Source organism: Pseudomonas sp. SIMBA_068 (assembly GCF_046534705.1).
In the GTDB taxonomy this organism is placed as follows: domain Bacteria; phylum Pseudomonadota; class Gammaproteobacteria; order Pseudomonadales; family Pseudomonadaceae; genus Aquipseudomonas; species Aquipseudomonas putida.
This window is the reverse complement of sequence record NZ_JAWRYI010000835.1, coordinates 1-260: the sequence shown is the minus strand read 5'-3', so window position 1 is coordinate 260 and position 260 is coordinate 1. Positions and strand designations below refer to the sequence as shown.

General features: G+C 33.1%; 1 protein-coding gene. It reads left to right on the top strand.

Translation table 11 applies throughout. The annotated features are described in order from the left end of the window. The coding region (locus tag SB756_RS31675; protein ID WP_410913446.1) for a tryptophan 7-halogenase at positions 1-260 on the top strand (260 nt) is incomplete at both ends.

Below are 260 nucleotides of genomic sequence, written 5' to 3'. Positions count from 1 at the left end.
CTATTGGTTTATCAGCAGGTTTTGTAGAACCGTTAGAATCAACCGGTCTGCATTTGATTCAATCGGCGATAGCAAAATTAATGACATTATTCCCTAGTAAAGACTTTACACAGTGTGATATTGATTTATTTAATCAGCAAACTGAGACGGAATATCATCGTATACGTGATTTTATTATTTTACATTATAAACTAACAAATAGAGATGACAGTGAGTTTTGGCGTTATTGCAAAAACATAGAAATGCCTGATTCGTTGAAG